Raw genomic sequence first — 18,723 nt, 5'->3', positions numbered from 1 at the left:
CACAAGCCGACGACGATCACCCGAGGCCCCGTGGCGGGCAACCGTCCGCGTGGAGAGGTGTCACTCGGCCCCGGCCTGCCTGACTCGACCTGTCGATCATTTGTAATCAATCCGATAGATCACATCTCCCTTTTGATCGTTACTTGTCGCTTTAGAACGATATTCTGCTGCCTCTCTTCCCTCTCCCTAAAGGCACCCCTTGCGCCGTAATCTCCTGGGCCTGCTCGGTGTCGTCCTCCTGACAGTGAGCCTGGCAGCTCCCTCCGCCAACGCCGACACGACCACGGTCACCCCCAAGATCACCCTGGTGGCGGCCGACGACCTCACCTATGACCGTCAGACGACCACGGTGACCGGCACGGTCACTGAGCTGATGCCCGACGGCACGACCGGGGGGCCGCTGGCCGGCCTGCCTGTGCAGATCCTCTGCTCTAACGCCTGCACCGGCGACACCGTGACGACCGACGAGGCGGGGCACTTCACCGTGCCGGTAACGGCTCGTTGGTGGCAGATGAGCGTCTCGGCTTCGATCCACGCCACCGAGACCGTCGCGTCAGCCGAGGCTCAGCTCGACCTCTTCCCGCATTCGGACGTCCGGATCACCGCGTCGGCCGACTCGAGCGTGGTCAGTGCGGCCTCGCCCACGTCCACCTTCTCCGGCCGCCTCGAGTATCTGAGTGACGACCACTCCTGGAAGCCTCTGCCCGACCGAAAGATCCAGATCAGCCAACCCGGCCCGCCGAGCGTGTCGGCCACGACGACGACCAGCGCCGACGGCTCCTTCTCCAAGACGGTCACGCTCAGCCCGTCTTCCGTGACCCAGCAGGTGTCGGTTCTGTGGCGTCCCGCCACCACGGAGGACACGACCTTCTTCAAAAGTCCCATGGTGTTCGTCGACATCCATCCCGGGTTCAGCCCGGCCATCGGTCGTCTCAGCGGATCGCTGAGCTCCTCCGGGACGGTCTCGCTGGCGGGCACGGTCACCGGCGCCACGCTCAGAGTGCCCGTCACGATCGAATATTCCAGGGACGGCTCCACCGGCTGGACCGACGTCACGACCGTGGAGACCTTGGGGACCTTCACCTCCAAGTTCACCGCACCCGCCGTACCCGCGTATTACCGCGCGGAGATCGTGGCCCACGGCTACGACGGCGCGATCAGCGGCTTCGTGAAGCTCGACAAGACGGTGACCTCCATCAGCGCGTTCGGCGTGACGGTCGACCCCGCCGGGACGCTCAACGTGCGGGCCAATGTGAGCCCGAGCAACCTCACGGTTCCCGTGCGGATCGAGTATTCCGCCGACGGCAAGACCGGCTGGAAGACCGCGAAGTCGGGGACGGTGACCGGCGGCTTCTCCACCTCGCTCAAGGCACCGCTGGCCATGGCGTACTACCGGGCCGAGATCGTGGCTGCCCCGTATTACAAGGGCTCGACGAGCCGTGTGCTGAAGGTGGGCCGAGCACCGACCCGGATCACCGGGTTGAAGGTGTCCACGACCAGGGTGAAAAAGGGCTCTTACTTCACCATCACCGGCGTCCTGCAGAAGTACTCCTCCGGCTGGAAGGCGCTCACCGGCCAGCGGGTCTCGATCGTTTACCACGTCAAGGGCGGCACGGCCCTGCACCTTTACGGCAGCGTGCTCACCGGCACCGGCGGCAGGTTCACGGCGAAGATCAAGGCCACCCGAGAGGCCTACTGGATGCCGCGGTACCCCGGTGGCACCGCCTATTACGCCACCTCCCCCAGCACGTACATCCACGTCGCGCTCCGCTGACTCGCGCCGGGGTTCTGGTGGGCCCAGAACCCCGGCGACACCTTTCCTCACATCGCATAGGGGGACCTGTGGGGCCATCGACCCACGTTCCGACTGAAGCACCGCGCGGACGAGGAGTTTCCGTACGCGCCACCCGTATGGCGGCCGCGGCACTCGCGTTCGTGTCCGCAGCCTTGCCATTAGCCGCGAGCGCACCGCAGGCCCAGGCCGCCTCGGCTCAGGAGGTCGTCATCCCGCCTCCCTTCCGGGCGGCGCCACGCCAGGACAGCGTGCTGGCGGGCGGCGTCACCGGATTTCTGCACAAGCAAGACGGCGTTGACGCATACATCTGGACCGAATACACGAGCGGCGCCTCCGCACCGGTGTCCGGCGTGAACGACGCCTCGGTGGTCTGGCCGGTAGGCGCGGGAAGCGACCTGCTCGCGATCTGGCCGGGCCCGAGCGGCACCGCCAGCTCGTACAGCCTGCTCGATCCGCACACCGGTGAACGCCGTGAGATGCAACTGCCTGCGGGCTACAGCTTCGCTGGGGCCTTCGGCGGCAAGGTGCTCGCCCTCCAGGGGATTCCCGGCGGGCTCGCGACCGCAGCCGTGCTGCTCTCCACCGAGCCCGGCGCCGCCGATCCCGTGCCCGTCACGGGCGTTCCCACCGGTGCTCAATTCGTCAACTACTCGATTTCGCGTAACGCCGTGGACGATCGAGGCGCCGCGATCATGTTTGTGCAGCGTGGCGGGCCTGATCTTTACGGCGTGCTGGACGCTGCCACCGGGGTCGTCACACCACTTCCCGTGGCGGAGACCGACTCGAATGTGAACCTTGTGCTGAGTGCTGACCGCGTCGCCTGGTGGACGCCTTCGGCCCACCTGGTGAGGTCGGTACCTCGCGACGACCTGTCCGCTCAGCCGCAGGAGGTCGCGGTCCCCTCCGACTGGGCCGTCAGGATGCTGGTCGGCGACACGCTCATCACCATGCACAACGAGCCGGCCTCCACGCTCGGCCCGCAGTTGGCGGCTTGGCCGCTCGACGGCGGCACGCGCACCGCCCTGCTCGACCACGTCTCACCCAATGCCGGTTTCGATCGGAGAGCCGCGGACGGGAGTGCGTTGTTCGTGGGAGGCTCCAGCCCCGACGACTGGGCAGTTCATCGCATCACCGAGGGCGCCGACGGCCGAGTGTCAGAGAAGACCGTGCACCCGGTTCCCCCTGTAACCGCCAAGATCTGGGGGCTGGCTCTCTCCCGGGGCACCCTGAGCACCTTCGCCCAGTTGGACGGCAAGCTCTCCTTCTACCAACAGGACGTCGGCACGACCTCGGTGCCGGCAGCGGAAGGCAAGTTCGGGCTGCCGAGGACGATGTCGTCTTCCATCGTCCGATGCGCCACGGACACGGACTGCGTCCGGGCCGTGGACGGCAACTTCTACGGCCTCTCCGTTCTTGACGTGACGGACGGGCACACCACCCTCGGAACCTGGCGCAAGTCCTCGTTGAACATGACGGTTCCGGTGCCCGGACTCGGGGGGCAGGTGCGAGACGCCTCCGACGAGTACGTGATCATCGATGGCGAATCGCCGAAGAAGCAGTACATCGTCAACCCTCGCATCCGCGAGGTGACCCGCAGCCGTCCGGTGCAGGCGGCCGCGGTCTGGTTCTCCACGTTGTGGAGCGCGTCCACGAGCGCTCCCGGCACGCTGATCGCCGAACTGGACCCGTACTCGCCCACACCCGGCACGCCCAGCCGTACGGTGAAGACCGGCGTGGCATGTGTGCCGACCGAGCTGGAGGCGACGGCCCGCTGGCTCTACTGGTCGTGTGGGGACGGCAAGCCGGCCGGGGTCTACGACCTGACGAACAATCGGGGCTTCGCGGTGCCGTCTGGGCAGAGCATGCTCGGCGACGGGTACGTCGTGAGGCACGACAAGGCGGCAGGCGAGCTGAAGCTCACCGACTTCCACACCGGCAGCCCGGCCGCGGAGCGGACCATCGCGACCTTGCCGGGCGGCGGCCTCCCGGATGACCGCAGGATCACCTGGGCCGTGGACAAGTACAGCGGCCACATCGCGTACTTGGACGATCAGGACCGCGTGCACGTGCTGGCGGACGGGGTGCCGGACTCGGCGCCGGTGCTCGGCAGGGAAGGCGGCAACGGCACCGTCGCACCAGGGAACAAGGAGCCGTACTACCAGAGCTGGGAGGACGCGTTCTACCTGAGCCGCCCGGTGGACTCCTGGCAGGTGAACATCGCCGATCGCATCACCAAGCGTCAGGTCGCGACATTGCGGGGCGGGGCCGAACGCGGGCCCATGTACATCAATGCCTCCTGGAATGGATTCGAGCCGAACGGTGCCGTGCCCAACAGCGGGGTCTACACCTGGGAGTTGACCGCCACGTACAACGGCGGGACCGCCTCCGCGAAAGTGGGCAGCGGCACGTTGGACGTGGCCTGTGGCCGCCTGCTGACGCATGTGTACGACTGCGACGGCTACCCGGACCTGCTGGCCAGACGCTCGGACGGCAAGATCAACTCCTACGAGGGGCAGTCCAACAGGACGCTGCGCAGCGCCGGCATCACCGCGACCTGGCCGACCTCGTCCCTGCTGGTGCCGATCGGCGATCTGAACGGCGACCGCAAAGCGGACCTGCTGGTCCGCGATTCCAAGGGTGCGCTGCGCGCTTACTGGGGTGACGGGCATGTCCGGTTCACCACGAAGAACAAGTACGCGCTGATCGGCACCGGCTGGGAGAGGTACAACGTGCTGACCTCGCCGGGTGACCTGACCGGTGACGGGCGGCCGGACCTGGTGGCCCGGGACAAGTCCGGGGTGTTGTGGATGTACGCGGCCGACGGCAAGGGCAAGTTCAAGGGCCGGGTGAAGATCGCCTCCGGCCAGGGCGGCTACACGATGATGGTCGGCGTCGGAGACATCAACGGCGACGGCCAGGGCGACATGCTCGGCCGCGACAAGTCGGGTTATCTGTGGCGCTGGTACGGCAACGGCAAGGGCACCTTCGGCGGCCGGGTCAGGCTCGCGGCCGGCTGGAACTCCTACAACGCCGTGATCGGCATCGGCGACCTGACCCAGGACGGCAAGGCCGACCTGCTCAGCCGTGACACCAAGGGCAACCTGTACCGCTGGACCGGCACCGGCAAGGGCACCTTCATCAGCCGAGTCAAGCTCGCGACCGGCTGGAACGTCTACAAGTCCCTCATCTGACGAAACGCACACGGGGGCGCAGGGGTCATCCCTGCGCCCCCGTGCGCGTCTGCGGGTCACAACGCCGTGTGGGACTCCAGGAACGGGAACACGACGTGCCACAGGGCGAGCCCTACGAGGACGAGGCCGACCGCGCATAGGGCCGCCTTCGTGATCACACCTCCCGGGAGGACTCGCCACAGCCGGCTATACATGACGCTCCTGCGCATATCGGAACCAATGGGTTCGTACCGACGCCAAGACCCCGGAGACGACCAGCCGCTCCCCGGCGGAGAACTCCGGATGGCAGGTGGTGAGCGTGATCACGGCCCTTGCCGCCCGCGCTCCCGGCCTTCCGGGTACGGCGGCGATCGCGGCCACATCCGAAGGATCCACCACGCGGGTCGACGTCACCCGGTAGGTGTAACGGAAGCCGCGTGTGTCGATCAGGATGTCGTCGCCCTCGCGGAGCTCGGCGAGGCGATTGAATGGCGCCCCATAGGTCGTTCGATGCCCTGATATGACGAAATTTCCTGGCTCGCCGGGCATGGCCGTCCCCGGATAATGCCCGGGACCTTTACGGAGGTCCTCGGTGTCGACACCCTCCACGATCGCGTAGTGATAACGCTCCCCGAACCGGGGAATCCGGATCAAAGCCAGAGCAGCGCCCAGACGGATCGTCTCCCGGCTTTTGAGCACGTGGTCGCCGACCAGGCTGTGCTGCAACTCCCGCTGACGCTCCTCCGTATAAGCGCCGGTACCCCACAGCAAATATGCACAGAACAGGACGAGCACGGCGGCGGCCGTCAGCGCCAGTTCACCGGCGATCCACGCGGCGGATCTCATGCCGTCGGGCACTGCTCGGATCGGCACGTGAGCGCCCTTCTCTGCGATCGCCAGTGCCGCATTCATGCCCATGTCGGAGATCAGGGAAAGTTCACACCGCCCAAATTGATCCTTCAGTCTGTTTGGCGATGGCCGTAGGAGGCGGCGTGCTGTGGATCACGGGACGGGGTCGATCTCGATCTGTGGGTCGTAGTTCCTGAGCTCGTCTCCGCGGTCGGTCAGGATCGGCCAGCGGGTCTTCAGCGAGCACCAGACGACGTGGCCCGCAGTGACGTCACGCGAGCCGTCGAGGATCTCGGCGATGTCCATGGCCTTGCCGGCGGTCAGGTCGTCGATCTCGACCCCCGGGGTGGTGACGAGCTCGAACAGGTCGAGTTTCGTGCGCAGGGGCACGATGGAGACGACGGTGGAATACACGGTCGCGGGAATGCAGATCCGCCCGCCGGCGAGCAGGCAGGTCGTGACGATGCTGCGCGAGTAGTTGGTCTTGGCCACCGCGATGTCGACCAGCGCGGCGACGTCGAGGACCCTGCCGGGCATCATGTTCAGACCCCCGGGCCCTTGCCGTCCGCCATCCCGTGCCACTCGTCATCGGACATCCGGGTCACCCCGAGCGCGTCGGCGGCCTCGTCCATGTCCTCACGGTGCAGATTCCACCGCTGGACCAGCCTGACGACGTGCGCCTTGTTGCCGACCTCACGACGCACGGCCGCGCGTATCACGTCGGAGATCATGACACCGTCCGCACGAGCCCGCTCGGAAAGCGCTTCGAGGTCTTTCCGGTCGAAGTGCACGGTCACCGAGAACTGTTTGTCGGCGTTTTCGGCCTGCCCGCCCGATGGGGCAAGCCACAAAGAGGTTCGCGGCGTCGAACCGGGCTCTCCGTCGTCCGACGGCTCGTGCCGGCTCGGCATGGGGAAGACCATGACTCGACAGTAACCCGAGCCTGTCGGCGGAGGCAGCACTTCCACGAGGGCAGGTCGTGCCATACGCGCAGGGGCGGAACCGGCTGCAGGGTCGAAAAGCACTGGTACGCGGGCCTTCGCGGAGGGTTGACGTGCGATCTCCGTCATGAACAGAATGTGGCGCACGATCTCTCGTGTGACTCGGGTCGGCACCCCCGTGGCGCATGAGAGGGCTCATGGCAACAAGACGTGGTCGGCGCACGTGTTCGGTACCGGAAAGGATCGGCTCTGCGCTCGCCCCTACGCATGCGTTCCGTCTCCGCCGTGGTGCGGCTGATCTCCCGTCTGCTCGTGGTGACCGTCGTCGGCGGTCTCGCCGTGACCGTCATGTCGTCGCCCGCCTCGGCGCACGGCCAGCTCGGCATGACGACCCCGGCCAAGGACAGCACGGTGAGGACGCCGATCGAGGCGGTGTTCCTGTATTTCACTGAGCCGCCCAAGCCGGACTCCTACTTCACGGTCTTCACGCCCAGCGGCGTACGGATCGACCGCCCGTGGACGACCGCGGAGCCCAAACGCCTCGACGAGCCGGTCCGCGAGGATCATCTGATCGACGGCGTCTGGCAGCCCCAGCTGTTCTACATGGGCTATCCCGCCAAGATCCCCGTCGGGTACTGGCCGGAGCAGGGCGTCTACACCGCGCGCTACATGACGGTCGCCTCGGACGGCGAGCCGGTGCGCGGCGAGCTGCGCTTCACCTACAAGGGGCCGATGACGAAGGCACCTGCGGGGTGGCAGACTCCGACCAATCAGCCGGCCGCGTCGGTCGCCGAGGCAGGGCACGAGGGCGGGCGTTCGACCGCCGGACCGCAGACCGTGACCACCGCGGCCCCGGCTTCCGCGGCCCCGTGCACCCCCGGGACCATGCCCGAAACGGGCTGCGACACGGGCCCCTCCCAGCAGACCGCCGACGGCTCCGCACTGACCGCGCCGGCGGCATCGGAATCGGAGTCGGGATCGGAGTCGGGCACCGGCGTGCTGGTCTGGCTGGTGCCCGCCGTGCTCGTCGCGGGCGCGGGTTTCATGGTGCTCAGGGCCGCACGACGGCCCGCCGCAGACGGCCCGAGGCGCGAGCCCAGACGAGCTCCCGTGCCGCCCGGCAAATCGCCGCTGGCGCAGCGGCGCGACGATCCACACCGGCCTTCGCGCAAGAGCGGCAAGCGACGTTGATCCATCCCCCGCACCAAAGGAAGAGAGTCACCATGACGCCCTCCCCTGCCCGCCGCCTCTCCTCGCTGACCGGTCTCGTGCTCGCTTCCGCCCTGCTGGCGGGCACGTCGGCGTGCGGCGGCACGAGTGACGCGTCCGCCGCCCCGGCAGCGCCGGCCGCGTCCGCGGCGTCGGTGAAGGAGATCAACGTGACCATCGCCGGCAAGACCGTGACGCCGCCGCCGGGGCGGATCGACGTGGCCAAAGGCCAGACCGTACGGATCATCGTGACGAGCGACGTGGCCGACGAGGCGCACGTGCACGGCTACGACAAGGAGGCGAGCCTGCAGCCCGGCACCCCCGCGACGATCGAGTTCGTCGCCGACCAGGACGGCCTGTTCGAGGTCGAGACGCACGAGTCGGGCCTCCAGCTGCTGCAGCTCGCGGTCCGTTAAGGACGCGTGATGTTGCTGGCGCACGGCGTCGGCGGGCGCCAGGACCTGCCGATCCCGTTCTCGGCCGCGCTGACCGGCGCGATCCTCGCGCTGCTGGTGTCGTTCGCGGCCCTCGGCGCGTTGTGGACCGAGCCGCGGCTGGGCGGCGTGCTCGCGCGCACCCGGCCCCTGGCCGGCGTGGCCCAGCGGGTCGTCGCGGCCCCCGCGTGGGCGTGGGTGTGGCGGGTGGCCGGGCTCGTCGTCGCGGCGTACTTCTGCGTCGGGCTGATCTTCGGCCCCGACGACGTGGACAACCCCACGGCGGGGGCGTTCTACGTCCTGTTCTGGGTCGGGCTGATCCCGCTGTCGCTGCTGCTCGGGCCGGTCTGGCGTGCCCTCAACCCGTTGCGAACGCTGCACCTGCTGGCGTGCCTGGCGCTGCGGCGCGACCCCGAACGGGGGCTCCGCCCGCTGCCCCCCGGGCTCGGCTACTGGCCCGCCGCCGCCGGGCTGTTCGCGTTCGTCTGGCTGGAGCTCGTCGCCCCGGAAAGGGCCACCCTTCCCGTCATCGGGACGTGGCTGGCGGCCTACGCGGTCCTCATGCTCGCGGGAGCGGTCGTCTTCGGCGCCCGGTGGTTCGACAAGGGAGACGCGTTCGAGGCGTACGGCTCCCTCATCGGCAGGCTCGCCCCCGTGACGCGACGCGACGACGGCGTGCTCACCTGGCGTAATTCGCTCGACGGCATGGCAGGGCTGCGACCGGCCCCCGGGCTGACCGTGCTGGTCGTGGTGCTGCTCGGGTCCACGATGTACGACAGCCTGTCCAACGCCCCCGTCTGGGTGCGTTTCGTCCAGGAGAGCCCGCTGCCCGGGCCCCTCATGGGTACGGCAGGCCTGCTCGGCGTCATCGGCCTGGTGCTGGCGGCCTTCCTGGGGGCGACCGGCCTGGCCGGACGGTGGGGCGGGGCCGAACGCGGCACGACGGCGGGCGAGCTGGCCCACTCGGTCGTGCCGATCGCCGTGGGCTACTTGATCGCGCACTACTACACGCTCTTCCTGCTCGAAGGGCAGCGCACGATCGCCCTGCTCTCCGATCCCCTGGTCAACGGGAGCGACTGGCTGGGCACATCCGGCTGGACGGTCGGCGGCCTCGGCAACACCCCGGCCGGGATCGCCATGCTCCAGGTGACGGTCATCATCATCGGCCACGTGCTCGGCACCGTGCTGGCCCACGATCGGGCGCTGGCGTTGTTCCCCCGGCGCACCGCCGTCGTCGGGCAGGTGCCCCTGCTGGTGCTGATGGTGCTCTACACGGTCGCCGGTCTGCTGCTGCTGTTCGCCGGCTGACCCTTCCCACCGGGTCAGCCGCCGACCAGCGGGACCAGCTTGATGAAGGAGACCACCGGATCGCCGGCCAGGTCGATCTGCTCGTCGAGGTCGTCGATCTGCCGGTCGCCCACCAGCAGGATGAAGCCGTTGCGCCGGAAGGCCTTCTCCGCGATGCCGGCCTGGCGTTCCCAGTCGATGCGGCGCGGCGTTCGCAGGCCGTAGCCGTTCAGCTCGGCCTCGGCGTCGTCGGGCGTGACCAGCCCGCTGAACCTCGTCGAAGGCGCCGCGTTGTGCCGGGCGACCTCGCGCACGCGGAGCCGTACGAGCTCGCGGGCGGAGACCCGCTCGGGCAGGCCGGGCAGCGTGAACTCCTCCAGCGTCCGCCCGGTGGCCGTCTCATCGCGGAAGGTGACCTGAGCCATCGGCGTCTCCAAGGTAGCCTGAGCCGGCGCCTCCAAGGTGGAGGGTGCGCCCAGATCTACCAGCCGTCTGCGACATTCCCGGGGCAGCGCGGTTCTGTCGGTGGCCGATGTCACCATCCCGTCCATGCGGGAACCCATGGTTGACGAGACCCTCGCGTCCGCCGAATCGTCTGCGAGCTGGTTGTCGGAAGCGCTCAAGCAGATCGATGCGCTGGAGGCGGAGCGGCGGCAGTGGCTCGAGACTTCCGGCACGCGGGGGGCGGGGGCGGGAAAGCGAACTGTGGCGGCCCGCCGGGACATGGCTCACCGGCTGGCCCGGACACGCGGCGCGGAGCGGCGGGCCGCCACGATCTGCCTCGCCTCGAGATGGTCGGGCTACGAGAAGGAGTTCGCGCTGGCGCTGTCCGGCACCGAGGAGTGGACCTTCCCCGAGGTGGCCGCGCTTCTCACCGCGCTGCAGGGGCGGAGCTTCCACTGGCTGGACGAAGGATGGTTGTCCCGCGTGGTGGAGCTCGCCGCGGAATTCGACGCCGAGGAGCGGGCGATGGTGCGAGAACCACTCACCTCGATCATGAAGGCCGTCGCCGAAAGCTCCATCGAGGCCGCGATGCGCCGCAGGCTGGTGCGCCGGATCGCACAGGCGCTCCAGACCGATCCGGACGCGCTGCCCGTGTCGGCGCTGGTCCCGTCGGACGAGTGGGCCGTCGCCGTGCGCCGTCATCTCGGTCGCACTCCGCCCGTTCACCTGGTCAGGCTCGTCGAGCACGCCGGCGAGCTGTCCGCCCCGAGGCCCACGAAGACGTGGCGGACGCGGTGCCTGGAACTGCTCCAGGAAGCCGGCGCCCGTGAGCTCGCGCAGGTGGCGCTGGACGCATTCGGCCGGGTGACGCCTCGCCTGATCGTGTCGGACGAGAACGTCGACGTGGCCCGCGGTTTCATCTGGGCGGCCACGCTCGCGCGAGCCTACGGCCTCGTGCCGTCGCTGGCCGATCTCGCGCTGCGCACCTCCGGTGCCCGCCGCGGCGACCGCGAGGAGCTCAGGTTGTCCGGAGCCGCGATCAACGCGCTCGGCGACTGCGACGATCCCTCGGCAGTCCCGGCTTTGGCGCAACTCCAGCAGGCGATCCGGCACCGGGCGCTGAGGAAGCAGATCGACACCGCGCTCATCACCGCGGCGGGCCGTCAGGGCATCACGCCGGGCCAACTGCTCGAACGCAGCATCCCTTCTCATGGGCTCGGCCCGGACGGAACGCTCACGCGCACGATCGGCGAGTGGACCGCCACGCTCGCGATCGAGGACGCGACGACCGTGCGGCTCAGCTTCCGGTCTCCGGAGGGGAAGGTCGTGCGCTCGATCCCGGCCGCGCTCAAGGAGTCTCCCGAGCTCGCGGCGGTCAAGACGTTGCGGAAGGAGATCCGGCAGACGCTTGCGGCCGAGCGCGCCCGGGTCGAAGGGCTGTTCGCCGAGGACCGGGCCTGGCCGTACGAGGAGTGGGTCCGTCACTACCGGGACCATCCGGTCACCGGTGTCATCGCACGCGGGCTGATCTGGACGGCGGAGGGCGACGCGCGGTTCGCCGACGAGGTGACGGCCGGACCGGTCCGGCTTTGGCATCCGGCCGGGGCGTCCCTGGACGAGGTCATGGCCTTACGGGAGACGGTGACCGAGCGGCGTCTGCGTCAGCCGTTCAAGCAGGCGTTCCGCGAGGTCTACTTGCTCACCCCGGCCGAGCGGGAGACCCGCGTCTACTCCAACCGGTTCGCGGCCCACATCGTCGGCCACTCGCGGCTGTACGCGATCGTCAAGGAGCGCGGCTGGCAGACGAACTGGCTGGGCACCTTCGACGGCGGATACGACGCGGAGGCCAGGAAGGAGCTGGCGGAGGGCGGCTGGCGCGTCACGTTCCACTACGAGGCGGCCGGTATGCAGGACGGCGGATACGAGGTGGAGCTGGCCGCCACCGACCAGGTCAGGTTCGAACGGCGCGAGGGCCGCGGGTGGCAGGCGCGTGATCTGGCCGGCGTGCCGCCGCTGGTGTTCAGCGAGGCGATGCGCGACGTCGACCTGTTCATCGCGGTCACCTCGATCGCCGCCGACACGGCCTGGGTGGACCGGGGCGAGGACCGTTACGTGGACTACTGGCGCGAGGTGACGTTCGGCGAGCTTCCGCCGTCCGCCGAGGTGCGCCGCGACGCCCTGGCCCGGATCCTCCCCCGAACGGCCATAGCCGACCGGTGCACGCTCACCGAGCGCTACCTGGTGGTGCGCGGCGACCTGCGCACGTACAAGATCCACTTAGGCAGTGCCAACATCCTCATGGACCCCGGCGACGTGTATCTGTGCATCGTCACCGCCTCCAATCGGGGCGGCAAGGTGTTCCTTCCGTTCGAGGAGGACGGCCGGATGTCCCTCATCCTCAGCAAGGCGTTCCTCCTCGCCGGAGACAGCAAGATCACCGACGAGACCATCCTCCGGCAGATCCGCCCACGACGTCTCGACGGTGGGCGGCGACACGTGCTCACCCCATGCGCTGGCGCAGACCGCGATAGGCGGCATAGCCATCGCCGACGTCGGGGAGGTTTTGATAGGCGCAACTATGATGGCTGCGCCTATCATTCCGGTTCCGCTACCGCGTGATCCTGTGCTGCTCTCAGCCCGCACCACGCGCTGCCCGACCCGGCCCCCTGGCTCATCGGCTGGGCAGCCCATACGGCCGCCACAACGGCCGTCGCCGCCATCCGTGTGGGCGGCGACGGCGCCCGGGGTCAGGCGGGGCAGTTGTGGTAGGCGGCCAGGAGCCACCTGCCGTTCTGGCGGGTGAGGGTCCAGGTTGCGACCACCCAGCGGTCGTCGGGGGCCTCGGTCTCGCCGGCCATCACGACGACGCTCCTGGTGACGACGATGGCCGCGTCGGCGCCGAGACGGCGGACGCTCTGCACCTCGTCCCGGACCTGGCTGCCCTTGAGCGGGCCGGCGAAGGCCGCCGCCATGCGGTCGCGGGTCGCGGCGCGGCCGGCGCTGTAGGAGCCGGGCAGGATCGAGGTCGCGTCCTCGGTGTAGGAGGCCACCAAGGCGTCGGCATCGTTGTCCGCCCAGGCCTTGTAGACGCCGTCGAGCACGGCGAGGACCTCGCGGTCCTTGGTGTCGGTCATGGTCGTTCCTTCCGTCGGTGTGCTGCCTTCGCCGGTACTTACCTGGCGGCGCACCACGACTCATCGTTCGCGCGGCGATGACTTTCGGAACGCCTGCCGGTATGTATGGGCGCCGGGGCGTACGCGCGTGATGGAGGACAGGGTGGCGACATCGACCAGCGAGGACTTCACCGTCCAGACCGATCCGTTCCGGCGGGAGTTGCTGGCGCACTGTTATCAGATGCTCGGCTCGGTGCACGACGCCGAGGATCTGCTGCAGGAGACCTTGCTGCGTGCCTGGCGGGCGTATGACCAATACGACCCGAGCCGCGCGGCGCTGCGCACCTGGCTCTACCGGATCGCCACCAACGCCTGCCTGACCGCGCTTGAGCAGCGCAGCCGCCGCCCGCTGCCCTCCGGGCTCGGCGCGCCGCCCTACGACGATCCCGAGGCCCCCCTGATCCGTGGCGAGGAGGTGCCGTGGCTCCAGCCGATCCCCGACGCGATGCTCGGTGACCCGGCGGGCATCCTGCTCTCGCGGGGTTCGTTGCGGCTGGCCTTCGTCGCCGCGATGCAGTTCCTGCCGCCCCGTCAGCGGGCCGTGCTCATCCTGCGCGAGGTGCTGGACTGGCCCGCAGCAGACGTGGCCGCGGCGCTGAACATGACGACGGCCGCGGTGAACAGTGCCCTGCAACGGGCCAGGACGCGGCTCGGCGAGTCCGGGTTGGGCGAGGACCAGATCGACGAGCCCGCCGATCCCGGCCACCGCGCCCAGATCGAACGCTATGTCGTCGCGTTCGAGAACGCCGACCTGGCGGCTCTGGAGAAGCTGCTGACCGATGACGCCTTGCTGGAGATGCCACCGTTCCTCAACTGGTATGTCGGCCGCGAGGCGTACATCCGCTTCATCGCACGCGCCTTCACGCTTCGGGGCACGAACTGGCGTATGGTGCCGGCGCACGCGAACGGACAACCCGCGTTGGCCGCCTACACGCGTGCCGCGGACGGCGGGTATGCCCTGCACACCCTCCAGGTCTTCACCGTCACGGATTCGGGCATCAGCCGCAACACCGTCTTCCAGGACCAGGACGTGTTCGCCTACTTCGGCCTGCCCGAAAGGATCACCGGCGCCGAGGACTGACCCCGGGGCCGGGAGCCGACTTGCCAGACGATTGGTGTCGTGGAAGCGTGCGCACCGGGCACAACGTTCGCGTTCCAACAAGTGGTGGTGGGCTGCATGACCGGCGTCGTCCGGCGGGTGCTGGTGACAGGTGCGGCGGGCAGGCTCGGACGCGCGACGCTCGAACTCCTTGCCGGCCGGGGCGTGCCCGCCACGGCACTCGACCTGCACGACCCCGGAGACCTGCCCGCCGACCGGGTGGTGACCGGGCGTGCCGACGACCAGGCCGCCGTGCGGGAGGCGCTCGACGCCGTGGACGCCGTCGTCCATCTCGCCGCCATCCCCGCGCCGAGCCTGGGCACGCCGGACGAGGTCTTCTCCGGCAACACCCGCGCGACCTTCGTCGTCCTGGAGGAGGCCGGTCAGGCGGGCGTGCGCAGGGCCGCCGTCGCCAGCAGCTATTCCGTGCTCGGTCTGCCCTGGGCGTCCCGCCGCCTGCACCCCGCCTACCTGCCCGTCGACGAGGCGCTTCCCCTCCAGGTGGAGGATCCGTACGGACTGTCCAAGCAGGTCGACGAGGCGACGGCCGCCGCGATGGCGCGCAGGCACGCAATGACGATCGTGGCCATCCGCTTCCCGCTGCTCGGCAGGCCGGACGACCGACTACCCAAGGTCGCCGCCCGATATGCGGACGACCCGGGCTCGGGGGCCGCCGAGCTGTGGAGTTATCTGGACACCCGCGACGCGGCCCGGGCCAACTGGGCGGCCCTGACGGCGCCGATCACCGGCTACCACGCGGTCTTCGTGGCCGCCCCGACGACGCTGTCCGCCCACCCCACCGAAGACCTGCTCGACCGTTTCCACCCGGGCGTCGAACGGCGCTCGCCTCTGCCCGGCCGGGCCGTACCGATCGATCTGGCTGCGGCCGAGCGAATGCTCGGCTTCACCGCCGAGCACGTGTATTCCGATGAGCACGTGTATTCCGATGAGCCATCTGTGGAGTCGCCATGACCGAGCACGTCGAAGCCGCGTTTCCCGCTCCCTGGCCGGACCGGGACGGGCTGCGCATCATTGGGGTCCGGGCGATCGTGACGGCCCCCGAGGGCCCTCCCCTGGTCGTCGTGCGCGTCGACACCAACGACCCCGGCCTGTACGGCCTGGGCTGCGCCACCTTCACCCAGCGTTTCCACGCGGTGGCGGCGGCCGTGGACCTGCACGTCGGCCCGCTGCTGATCGGGCGGCACCCCGCCGACATCGAGGACATCACCCGTACGGTCCACCTGTCGTCCTACTGGCGGGGCGGCCCGGTGCTGAACAGCGCGCTCTCCGGGATCGACCAGGCGCTGTGGGACATCGCGGGCAAGAGGGCGGGCATGCCCGTCCACGAGCTGTGGGGCGGCCGGGTGCGCGCCGCCGCCGACACCTACCTCCACGCCGGCGGGGCGACGATCGAGGACACGCTCGAGGAGGCCGCGCGCATCCTCGCCGCCGGCTACCGCAATGTGCGGCTCCAGGTGGGCGCGCCCGGCGTCGGCAACTACGGGGCGCCCGGCACACCCGGCGGCTACCCCGGCACGCCGTACCCGGACGGCTGGGACGTGCAGCGCTACCTGCGCGACACCCCGAAGCTGTTCGCGCGCGCCCGCGAGGTGCTCGGCGAGGAGCCCGGGCTGATGCACGACGTGCATTCCCGCCTCACGCCCAAGCAGGCCGTCGCCCTGGCCAGGTCGCTGGAGCCGTACCGGCTGTTCTTCCTGGAGGACCCGATCGCGCCCGAGTTCTACGACCGGCTGCCCGAGGTGCGCGCGGCGGCGCCGATGCCGATCGCGGCAGGCGAGCAGATCAGCTCGGTCACTGACGCGGCACGGGTGATCAGGGACGGCGGTGTCGACCTGCTGCGGCTGCACGTGTCGGCGGTGGGCGGTGCCACGCCCACGCGCAAGCTGGTCGCGCTGTGCGAGCTGACCGGGGTCGGCACGGCCTGGCACGCGCCCGCCGACGTCTCCCCCGTGGGCGCGGCGGCCAACGTGGCGCTGGACGTGACGACCTCCGCCTTCCAGATCCAGGAGGGCCACGTCTACCCCGACGTCGTACACGAGGTGTTCCCGGGCACGCTGAGCGCGGTCAACGGGTACCTGTATCCGAACCAGGCTCCCGGCTGGGGCATCGACCTGGACGAGAAGCTCGCCGCCGAGCACCCTCCGGTCACCCACCTGCACGAACGCTGGTCGACCCGGGTGCGGCGGCCCGACGGGGGCATCGAAGCCCCCTGACCCGCGCGTAACCGATCCGTTGCCGACCCGTTGCATCACGGTGTCGGCCGTGTTATCACTTACGTCACGCCAAGTGCGCTGCCGGGCAGGGCCGTACGGGCGGTCTTCACTCCACCCCCCAGAGGGAGACCCGCTTATGCCCTTCCGCAGATTCCGTCGTGCGCTGCCTGCGCTCCTTCTCGCCGCCTCGGCGCTGACCGTCGTCGGCGCCCCGGCCGCGCAGGCAGCCGGCGAACGCGTCGACATCTGGCTCACCACGACCTCCGACGCCGGCGGCCGTACCGTCACCAGAGGGCTCCAGCAGCAGGCGCCCGTGTCCTTCGCCGCCACCAGCCCCACGGCCGCCCAGACGATCACCGTCAACGAGAACACGACGTACCAGCAGTTCGAAGGCGGCGGCGCGTCGTTCACCGACACCGCCGCCTGGCTGCTGAACAGCAGCGGCGCACTCAGCGCCGCCACCCGCACCTCGGTCATGCAGAAGCTGTTCGACCCCGTCAACGGCATCGGCCTGAGCTTCGTCCGCAACCCGATGGGCTCGTCCGACCTCGCCCGCTTCAGCTACTCCTACGACGACACCTGCTGCGACCTGAACGGGTTCTCGATCAACCACGACCTCGCCGACGTACTGCCGCTGACCAAGCAGGCCAAGGCGCTCAACCCCGCGCTCAAGGTCATGGCGTCGCCCTGGAGCGCGCCGTCCTGGATGAAGGACAACGACGCCTGGAGCCAGGGCTGGCTGGAGTCGCAGTACTACGGCCTGTACGGCCAGTACTTCGCCAAGTACATCCAGGCCTACCAGGCCCAGGGTGTGCCCATCGACTACGTGTCGGTGCAGAACGAGCCGACCTGCTGTGCTGGATATCCCTCGATGCAGTGGAACACCTCAGGCATCCAGTACTTCATCAAGAACGCGCTGTGGCCCGCCTTCCGCAGCGCGGGCATCACCACGAAGACGCTGGTCAACGACTGGAACTGGGACGCCTACAACACCTGGGCCGCCCCGCTGCTCGCCGATCCCGCCATCCGCAACGACCCGCTCTTCGGCGGCGTCGCCTGGCACGGGTACGGCGGCGACGTCGCCACCCAGACCACGGTGCACAACCAGTATCCGCAGGTCAACGCGTACATGACCGAGCACTCGGGCGGCGGCTGGATCGGGAACCAGCAGACCGAGGACATGAACAACCTGATCGACTACACCCGCAACTGGGACCGCAGCTGGGTCAAGTGGAGCCTCGCCGTCGACCAGTTCAACGGCCCGCACAACGGGGGTTGCGACTCCTGCACCGGCCTGATCACCGTGCAGAACGGCGGCAGCCGCGGCGGCCAGGTGGACTACACGATCGAGTACTACACGATGGGCCACCTCACCAAGTTCGTACGGCCAAGCGCCTACCGGATCGACTCGACCGCCAACTCCGCCGTGAAGAACGTGGCCTGGAAGAACCCCGACGGGTCGAAGGCGCTCATCGCCTACAACACGACCGGGAGCACCCAGACGGTGAAGGTCAACTGGGGCGGCCAGTCGTTCACCTACAGCCTTCCGACGAAGACCTCGGCCACCTTCACATGGGCGGGCACGCAGTCGGGCGGCGGCGCCGGTGGCAAGGCCATCACCGGCTACGGCGGCAAGTGCGCCGACGTGGCGGGGGCCAACAGCGCCAACGGCACGCAGGTGCAGCTCTACACCTGCAACGGGTCGGCGGCGCAGCAGTGGACCGTGGGGTCGGACGGCACGATCCGGGCGCTCGGCAAGTGCCTCGACGTCGCCGCGGGCAGCAATGCCAACGGCGCCAAGGTGCAGATCTACGACTGCAACGGCACCACCGCCCAGCAGTGGACCGCCGGCTCAGACGGCACCCTGCGTGCCCTCGGCAAATGCCTCGACGCCACCGGCCCCAGTTCGGCCGACGGCACCCCGCTCCAGATCTGGGACTGCTTCGCCGGGCCCAACCAGAAGTGGGTCATCCAGACCTGACTCTTGACTAAGAGCGGTCGACCGGAGTTAAATTCGGGACTGTAATTATAAAGAAACCTTCTTAACAGTAACGAGGCTGCCCACTCGCCCCTGCTCAGAAGGTCCTC

Annotated in this window: 15 protein-coding genes; 10 read left to right on the top strand and 5 right to left on the bottom strand. The window is 69.2% G+C overall.

Annotated elements, in window-relative coordinates; all coding sequences use genetic code 11:
- Positions 1-199 precede the first annotated feature (199 nt).
- On the top strand, positions 200-1,774 hold the full coding sequence (locus tag Pth03_RS03720) for a hypothetical protein (protein WP_203942666.1): 1,575 nt from the start codon (positions 200-202) through the stop codon (positions 1,772-1,774).
- A 161-nt stretch (positions 1,775-1,935) separates the two neighbouring features.
- Positions 1,936-4,986 carry an FG-GAP repeat domain-containing protein gene (locus tag Pth03_RS03715; protein ID WP_203942665.1) on the top strand — a complete coding sequence of 1,017 codons (3,051 nt, stop codon included), beginning with the start codon at positions 1,936-1,938 and terminating at the stop codon, positions 4,984-4,986.
- Positions 4,987-5,172: 186 nt separating this feature from the next.
- Here the strand turns inward: Pth03_RS03715 and Pth03_RS03710 are convergent, their stop codons facing one another.
- The 3 genes from Pth03_RS03710 to Pth03_RS03700 all read right to left on the bottom strand — a co-directional run bounded on the left by Pth03_RS03710 (position 5,173) and on the right by Pth03_RS03700 (position 6,737).
- On the bottom strand, positions 5,173-5,838 hold the full coding sequence (locus Pth03_RS03710) for a class E sortase (RefSeq protein WP_239118730.1): 666 nt from the start codon (positions 5,836-5,838) through the stop codon (positions 5,173-5,175).
- 129 nt (positions 5,839-5,967) lie between these two features.
- Positions 5,968-6,354: a hypothetical protein gene (locus tag Pth03_RS03705; protein ID WP_203942664.1), complete on the bottom strand. Its 387-nt coding sequence runs from the start codon at positions 6,352-6,354 to the stop codon at positions 5,968-5,970.
- Positions 6,355-6,356: 2 nt separating this feature from the next.
- Positions 6,357-6,737: a ribbon-helix-helix protein, CopG family gene (locus Pth03_RS03700; RefSeq protein ID WP_203942663.1), complete on the bottom strand. Its 381-nt coding sequence runs from the start codon at positions 6,735-6,737 to the stop codon at positions 6,357-6,359.
- Positions 6,738-7,022: 285 nt separating this feature from the next.
- On the opposite strand from Pth03_RS03700, the gene Pth03_RS03695 reads away from it, so the two are divergent.
- From Pth03_RS03695 to Pth03_RS03685, 3 genes are read left to right on the top strand one after another with little or no spacing between them, the layout of a single operon-like run.
- The gene (locus Pth03_RS03695) at positions 7,023-7,946 is read left to right on the top strand and encodes a copper resistance CopC family protein (protein WP_203942662.1); all 924 of its coding nucleotides are present in this window, start codon (positions 7,023-7,025) and stop codon (positions 7,944-7,946) included.
- Positions 7,947-7,978: 32 nt separating this feature from the next.
- The gene (locus Pth03_RS03690) at positions 7,979-8,380 is read left to right on the top strand and encodes a cupredoxin domain-containing protein (RefSeq protein ID WP_203942661.1); all 402 of its coding nucleotides are present in this window, start codon (positions 7,979-7,981) and stop codon (positions 8,378-8,380) included.
- A gap of 9 nt (positions 8,381-8,389) precedes the next feature.
- Complete coding sequence (locus Pth03_RS03685) at positions 8,390-9,706, top strand: hypothetical protein (RefSeq protein WP_203942660.1); 1,317 nt, start codon at positions 8,390-8,392, stop codon at positions 9,704-9,706.
- 14 nt (positions 9,707-9,720) lie between these two features.
- On the opposite strand, the gene Pth03_RS03680 is transcribed toward Pth03_RS03685, so the two are convergent.
- Positions 9,721-10,110, bottom strand: coding sequence for a hypothetical protein (locus Pth03_RS03680; protein WP_203942659.1), 390 nt, complete (start codon positions 10,108-10,110; stop codon positions 9,721-9,723).
- 124 nt (positions 10,111-10,234) lie between these two features.
- Between Pth03_RS03680 and Pth03_RS03675 the strand changes: the two genes are divergently transcribed.
- On the top strand, positions 10,235-12,748 hold the full coding sequence (locus Pth03_RS03675; RefSeq protein WP_203942658.1) for a DUF4132 domain-containing protein: 2,514 nt from the start codon (positions 10,235-10,237) through the stop codon (positions 12,746-12,748).
- Between the two features lie 128 nt (positions 12,749-12,876).
- Here the strand turns inward: Pth03_RS03675 and Pth03_RS03670 are convergent, their stop codons facing one another.
- Positions 12,877-13,263 (bottom strand): SgcJ/EcaC family oxidoreductase, encoded by a 387-nt coding sequence (locus Pth03_RS03670; protein ID WP_203942657.1) that lies wholly within the window; start codon positions 13,261-13,263, stop codon positions 12,877-12,879.
- Between the two features lie 142 nt (positions 13,264-13,405).
- Between Pth03_RS03670 and Pth03_RS03665 the strand changes: the two genes are divergently transcribed.
- The 4 genes from Pth03_RS03665 to Pth03_RS03650 all read left to right on the top strand — a co-directional run bounded on the left by Pth03_RS03665 (position 13,406) and on the right by Pth03_RS03650 (position 18,616).
- Complete coding sequence (locus Pth03_RS03665; RefSeq protein ID WP_239118729.1) at positions 13,406-14,383, top strand: sigma-70 family RNA polymerase sigma factor; 978 nt, start codon at positions 13,406-13,408, stop codon at positions 14,381-14,383.
- A 96-nt stretch (positions 14,384-14,479) separates the two neighbouring features.
- A complete protein-coding gene (locus Pth03_RS03660; protein ID WP_203942656.1) occupies positions 14,480-15,373 on the top strand; it encodes an NAD-dependent epimerase/dehydratase family protein in 894 nt (297 codons plus the stop codon).
- Complete coding sequence (locus Pth03_RS03655) at positions 15,370-16,635, top strand: enolase C-terminal domain-like protein (protein ID WP_203942655.1); 1,266 nt, start codon at positions 15,370-15,372, stop codon at positions 16,633-16,635. Before Pth03_RS03660 ends, Pth03_RS03655 begins: the two co-directional genes overlap by 4 nt.
- A gap of 136 nt (positions 16,636-16,771) precedes the next feature.
- Complete coding sequence (locus tag Pth03_RS03650; RefSeq protein WP_203942654.1) at positions 16,772-18,616, top strand: ricin-type beta-trefoil lectin domain protein; 1,845 nt, start codon at positions 16,772-16,774, stop codon at positions 18,614-18,616.
- The last annotated feature ends 107 nt before the right edge of the window (positions 18,617-18,723 follow it).

Source organism: Planotetraspora thailandica (assembly GCF_016863335.1).
GTDB lineage: Bacteria > Actinomycetota > Actinomycetes > Streptosporangiales > Streptosporangiaceae > Planotetraspora > Planotetraspora thailandica.
Note: the sequence above shows the minus strand (reverse complement) of the source record. Positions and strands in the feature narration are given on the sequence as shown.

What these genes read in the sequence shown, in the direction of transcription:
- Pth03_RS03685 (WP_203942660.1), top strand. Translation starts at nt 8,390, where the DNA reads ATGTTGCTGGCGCACGGCGTCGGCGGGCGCCAGGACCTGCCGATCCCG.
- Pth03_RS03705 (WP_203942664.1), bottom strand. Translation starts at nt 6,354, where the DNA reads ATGATGCCCGGCAGGGTCCTCGACGTCGCCGCGCTGGTCGACATCGCG.
- Pth03_RS03690 (WP_203942661.1), top strand. Translation starts at nt 7,979, where the DNA reads ATGACGCCCTCCCCTGCCCGCCGCCTCTCCTCGCTGACCGGTCTCGTG.
- Pth03_RS03675 (WP_203942658.1), top strand. Translation starts at nt 10,235, where the DNA reads ATGCGGGAACCCATGGTTGACGAGACCCTCGCGTCCGCCGAATCGTCT.
- Pth03_RS03700 (WP_203942663.1), bottom strand. Translation starts at nt 6,737, where the DNA reads ATGGTCTTCCCCATGCCGAGCCGGCACGAGCCGTCGGACGACGGAGAG.
- Pth03_RS03655 (WP_203942655.1), top strand. Translation starts at nt 15,370, where the DNA reads ATGACCGAGCACGTCGAAGCCGCGTTTCCCGCTCCCTGGCCGGACCGG.
- Pth03_RS03650 (WP_203942654.1), top strand. Translation starts at nt 16,772, where the DNA reads ATGCCCTTCCGCAGATTCCGTCGTGCGCTGCCTGCGCTCCTTCTCGCC.
- Pth03_RS03670 (WP_203942657.1), bottom strand. Translation starts at nt 13,263, where the DNA reads ATGACCGACACCAAGGACCGCGAGGTCCTCGCCGTGCTCGACGGCGTC.
- Pth03_RS03680 (WP_203942659.1), bottom strand. Translation starts at nt 10,110, where the DNA reads ATGGCTCAGGTCACCTTCCGCGATGAGACGGCCACCGGGCGGACGCTG.
- Pth03_RS03695 (WP_203942662.1), top strand. Translation starts at nt 7,023, where the DNA reads ATGCGTTCCGTCTCCGCCGTGGTGCGGCTGATCTCCCGTCTGCTCGTG.
- Pth03_RS03660 (WP_203942656.1), top strand. Translation starts at nt 14,480, where the DNA reads ATGACCGGCGTCGTCCGGCGGGTGCTGGTGACAGGTGCGGCGGGCAGG.